Source organism: Aggregatilinea sp. (assembly GCF_036822615.1).
Taxonomy (GTDB): Bacteria; Chloroflexota; Anaerolineae; order Aggregatilineales; family Aggregatilineaceae; genus Aggregatilinea.
Map to the genome: position 1 here is coordinate 1 of NZ_DAISHJ010000011.1, position 4,877 is coordinate 4,877.

A 4,877-nucleotide genomic window follows, 5' to 3' on the forward strand; every position below is an offset into this window, starting at 1 on the left:
AATCGTCCCCACATTCACATGGGGCTTCGTCCGCTCAAACTTCCCCTTCGCCATGCTGTGTTCGTTCCTCCAGAAAGTCGCTTTCGACGGGATAGTTTAGTTTCGAAAAGTAGTTTGTGAGCCTACGATGGGATTCGAACCCATGACCTCTCCCTTACCAAGGGAGTGCTCTACCGACTGAGCTACGTAGGCACAACTACAGGCGATAAATCGCCAAGGTGGGCCGGGCAGGACTCGAACCTGCGAAGGCGTCTGCCAGCGGATTTACAGTCCGCCCCCTTTGCCGCTCGGGACACCGACCCATAGAGTGGAACCAATTTGTAAAGTGCCTCATGAGGCCAGAGCCGGCGAAGGGAATTGAACCCATAACCTACCGCTTACAAGGCGGTTGCTCTGCCGATTGAGCTACGCCGGCGCAGTGGAGGACATTGTACCATGCCCGAAACGTAGCCTCAAGGGTGAAGCGTCTCAACCCATAAGACGGTCGGGATTGTAGCGGACGGGTAAGGGTTTGTCAATGGTGGGTCAGGCGAGATACACAGAGTTTTTTCCCTCAAAAGTCGCGAGATTATCCAGAATGCTACAATCCCTGGTAGACACGTCAAGCATCCGTGAGGAGTTCGCTGTGAGTGCACCCGTTCCCGATAAGGCTCTGCAAGAAAAGGCGTGGGCTGTTTACCAACAACTCGTCGCCCATTACGGCGAACAACCGCTTAAACCGCGCCGCAAACCGATGCACGAGCTGATTTCGACCATGCTCTCGCACCGCACCACCCAGCACAACGAGGCGCTCGCGTTTCAGCGCATGTGGGATCGCTTCGGATCGTGGGAAGCGATCCGCGACGCGACGCTAGACGAGCTGACCGAGGCGATCGCGCCTTCGAACTATCCCGATACCAAAGCGCCCCGGATCAAAGAAGCGCTCTCGATGATTATCAAGGCGCGCGGTGAGCCGTCGATCGATTTTCTGGCGGACCTGCCCGCCGATGAGGGATTGAAGTGGTTGATGGCCCTACCCGGCGTCGGCATCAAAACCGCGTCGCTAGTGCTGCTATTCTGCTTCTCCAAGCCCGTGCTGCCCGTGGATACGCACGTACACCGCGTCAGCCAGCGGATCGGGCTCATCGGCCCCAAAGTCAGCGCTGATGCGGCTCATCTGCTGCTGCCCGCCCTGCTCCCAAACGATCCGCACGTCCTCTTTAACTTTCACATTGCGCTGCTCAAGCACGGCCAGCAGATCTGCATCTGGGGCACGCCGCGCTGCGAGCGCTGCCCGGTTACCGCGCTGTGCGATTGGTATCACGCACACCGCGCGCCGGACGCCGCCACACATCAGCGTTAGCGGTGTCAGATTACAGTCTTAAAGAGGTGCGTTACTCGGCCAGATCGGAGACAGGCGGCACGTCGGAATCGGGGATCACGGGCAGCGTGATGATGAACGTCGTGCCCTGGTCCTCGCCGCTTTCGAGGGTGATCGTTCCGTTATGAAGATCGACGAACTGCTTGACGATGGTCAGCCCTAAGCCCGTGCCTGAGATCGAGCCTACGTTGCTGCCACGGTGGAAAATCTCGAACAGCCGCACCTGATCCACCTGCGGAATCCCGATCCCTTGATCCTGCACGCGCAAAATAATGCGATCCTCTTCGCGCACGGCGCTCAACCGGACCTCTCCCCCGCTCGGTGAGTACTTGATCGCGTTCGAGAGCAGGTTCGATAGGATGTGCCGCAGCAGTTTCGTGTCCACATTCACGTCACCGGCAAGGCCCGTATACGAAGCCACCAACTGATGTTTGGCGCTCAACGTACGCCGGAACTCGCGCAGCAGGGAATCACAGAACGCCGCCAGATCGACCGGCCCGGGGCTGAATTGGAGCTTGCCCGCATCCACCCGGCTGATCATCAGCACATCTTCGAGCAGTTCGACCATCGTCTTGATACTGAACCGGATGCGGCTGAACTCCTCTTTTTTATCCGCCTCCGTCAGCCGATCCGAGTACCGCTCGACAAGATCGGTCGCGGTCTGGATCACCGCCAGCGGCGTGCGAAACTCGTGCGAGACGATCGACACAAACCGCGATTTCAGCTCGTTAAGCTGCACTTCCTGGGCCAGCGTTTGCCGCAGGGACGATTCCAGACGCTTGCGATCGGTGATGTCGCGGATGCTGCACACGAGGCCAGTCGTCTGGTTTTGCGACGTCTCGATGGGCGAAACAACGATATCCGCGTGGAACGGCATGCCGATCCGGCTCATCAGCATCGCCTCGGCGCGTGATGCGTGACCACTGTAGGCGGTCTGCGCGAGCGCATTGCGCAGCACCTCTACCGATTCGGTTGTTGCGAACCGGACAAGCGGCTGTCCGAACGCATCTTCACCGGACCAGCCGAATACATCGGCAAATACCGGATTCACCTGCTGGATGATTCCGGTGAGATTCGTCAGCACGATCACATCGCTGCTGCTGTTGAGAATGACCTCAACCCGTTCTTTCGCCCGGTTAAGCTCCGCGGTACGTTCCGCGACGCGCGCCTCCAGTTCTGAGGCATAGGTGCGCACCGATTCCTCAGCCTGCTTGCGCGCGGTGACATCACGCGCGATGCCTTCCACGGCGATCACCTGCCCTGCCTCGTCATACAGCGGGACAAGGTGCTGTTCCAGCCAGATCTGATCTCCGTCGCGGCGCGTAACGCGCACTACCGATTCATGCCCAAGCAGTTTGATCAGCTCGCGCGCAGGGGTCGTTCCGTTTTCGTCAGCGCTCGAAATAAGGTGGGAAAACAGCTCGGAATTCTCGTAAAATTCATCGGGAGCATAGCCCGTGATGGTCAACACGGCCTGATTGATAAACTCTACTTCATACTCGGGGCGCAGCCGCACCCGGTAAATAATATCGAGCGCGTTCTCCGCAAGCCGCCGGTAACGCTCCTCGCTCTCGCGCAGAGCCAGAACGGCCTCGTTCTTTTGCCGCCGCAGATCGTGAGCCGTCAGCGCCCGTCTCACCGCTTCGCCCAGGCGCACCAGCCGATCTTTCAACAGGTAGTCGGCAGCGCCGCGCTTGATCGACTCAACGGCCAGCTCTTCCCCAAGGCTGCCCGTCACCAGGATGAACGGAATATCCAGTTCTCGCTCGATCAACAGCCGGAGTGCATCAAGCCCGTTGAACTGCGGCAGGGTAAAGTCGGCGAGGATGATATCAGGCGGCTGTTCGGCAAGCGCCCGAACGTAATCAGTCTCAGATTCGACGCGCCGCCACTGCGGTTCGAATCCGGCATGCTTCAGCTCATATAAGATCAGCTCAGCGTCGTCAGGTTTATCTTCTACAAGTAAAACTTGGAGCGTCATCACAGTGCCTCATCTCGATGTACAGACGCCCACATCACTAATCGGATTTTGGCGGCTCGTTCAGGAGGAGCCAGTACATACCCAGGGTATAAACAGCCTGAATAAACTGCTCGAAATCAACCGGTTTTGTGATGTAGCTGTTCACCCCAAGCTGGTAACTCTCGACAATATCGCGTTCCTGGCGGGATGACGTCAGAATCACCACCGGGATCGACCGCGTATGCTGATCGGCCTTGATGCGTTCCAGCACTTCCAACCCGCCGATCTTCGGGAGCTTCAAATCAAGCAGGATCAAGCGCGGCAGAGGTTCCCCGCTGCGATCCGCGTAGGCTCCGTTCCGAAAAATATAGTCGAGCGCTTCGGCTCCATCGCGCGCCACTTCGATATCGTTTGCAAGGTTATGCATCCGAAGCGCGTGCAGCGCTAATTCTACATCGTCCGGGTTATCTTCAATCAGCAGGATCTTGACTGGAAGTGCGTTCATTATGAACATCTCCTAGCGTAAAATAGAACGTCGCGCCACTGTCTACTGCCGCTTCAGCCCAGATCTTCCCCTTATGACGATGAATGATCCTCTGGACGGTTGCCAGCCCGACACCGGTCCCCTCAAAATCCTCCACGCGATGCAGTCGTTGAAATACGCCGAACAGCTTGTCGGCATAACGCATGTCAAAACCGGCCCCGTTATCCTTGACGAAGTAGACCACCTCGTCGGTCTGCTGAGCGCCGACTTCAATACGCGCGTGCTCGTGGTTCTTGGTGAACTTCACCGCATTGGACAGCAGGTTGAAATAGACCTGACGCAAAAGCGCGGGGTCGGCGTAAGCAGCAGGTAGCTCACCGACGATGATTTCGACGTCCCGGTTCTGCCACTCGCTGCTCAGGTCATCCAGCACCTGGGTGACGAGATTGGCCGGTTCGACCTCTTTTGTCACCATCGGCTGGCGCCCCAGCCGCGAAAAGGCGAGCAGATCGTCAATAAGCTGCCCCATCCGCTGCGCCGCATCTCGCACGCGCCCCAGATATCGCTGCGCCTCTTCGGGGATTTGCTGCGTATATTCGGTTACAACGATGCGGGAAAATCCGTCAATGGCGCGCAGCGGCGCACGCAAGTCGTGCGACACGGAATAGGTAAACGCCTCCAGCTCGCGGTTGATCGATTCAAGTTGGGAGGTTCGTTCCATGACACGCAGTTCCAGCTCGCTGTTCAAACGCCGGATTTCGGCCTCGTCCTGGCGGCGTTCCTCGTCGCGGCGTTCCAGTTGGCTCGCCATCGTATTGAAGGCATCCGCCAGCCGCGTCAATTCCACGGGACCGCCGTTATGCTCCACTCGCGTGCTCAAATCACCCGCACTCAGGCGTTTCGACGCATCGAGCACCGCCTCAAGGGGATGCATAATAAAAATCTCACCGCCAAACCACACCGACCCCACACCTAACAGGGCCGCTAACCCCAGCGCCAATAGATACAGCCCAAGCTGGTGGTTGGCAGGTGCCACCACCCGATCCTTACTGAAACCGACGACCAGATAGGCG

General features: G+C 58.2%; 4 protein-coding genes and 3 tRNA genes. 1 reads left to right on the forward strand and 6 read right to left on the reverse strand.

What is annotated here, in order from left to right; translation table 11 throughout:
- Window positions 1-119: 119 nt before the first annotated feature.
- From V7116_RS05680 to V7116_RS05690, 3 genes are all read right to left on the reverse strand, one after another.
- Window positions 120-192, reverse strand: a tRNA-Thr gene (locus V7116_RS05680).
- Between the two features lie 27 nt (window positions 193-219).
- Window positions 220-302 (reverse strand) — tRNA-Tyr (locus V7116_RS05685).
- Between the two features lie 40 nt (window positions 303-342).
- Window positions 343-415, reverse strand: a tRNA-Thr gene (locus V7116_RS05690).
- A gap of 210 nt (window positions 416-625) precedes the next feature.
- On the opposite strand from V7116_RS05690, the gene V7116_RS05695 reads away from it, so the two are divergent.
- Window positions 626-1,342: an endonuclease III domain-containing protein gene (locus tag V7116_RS05695; protein ID WP_324390924.1), complete on the forward strand. Its 717-nt coding sequence runs from the start codon at window positions 626-628 to the stop codon at window positions 1,340-1,342.
- 31 nt (window positions 1,343-1,373) lie between these two features.
- On the opposite strand, the gene V7116_RS05700 is transcribed toward V7116_RS05695, so the two are convergent.
- The 3 genes from V7116_RS05700 to V7116_RS05710 form a co-directional block, all read right to left on the reverse strand.
- Window positions 1,374-3,341, reverse strand: a complete 1,968-nt coding sequence (locus tag V7116_RS05700) for a PAS domain S-box protein (protein ID WP_324390925.1) — start codon at window positions 3,339-3,341, stop codon at window positions 1,374-1,376.
- Between the two features lie 37 nt (window positions 3,342-3,378).
- Complete coding sequence (locus tag V7116_RS05705) at window positions 3,379-3,825, reverse strand: response regulator (RefSeq protein ID WP_324390926.1); 447 nt, start codon at window positions 3,823-3,825, stop codon at window positions 3,379-3,381.
- A partial coding sequence (locus V7116_RS05710; RefSeq protein ID WP_324390927.1) for a sensor histidine kinase occupies window positions 3,791-4,877 on the reverse strand: 1,087 nt, incomplete at its 5' end. The genes V7116_RS05710 and V7116_RS05705, both read right to left, overlap by 35 nt.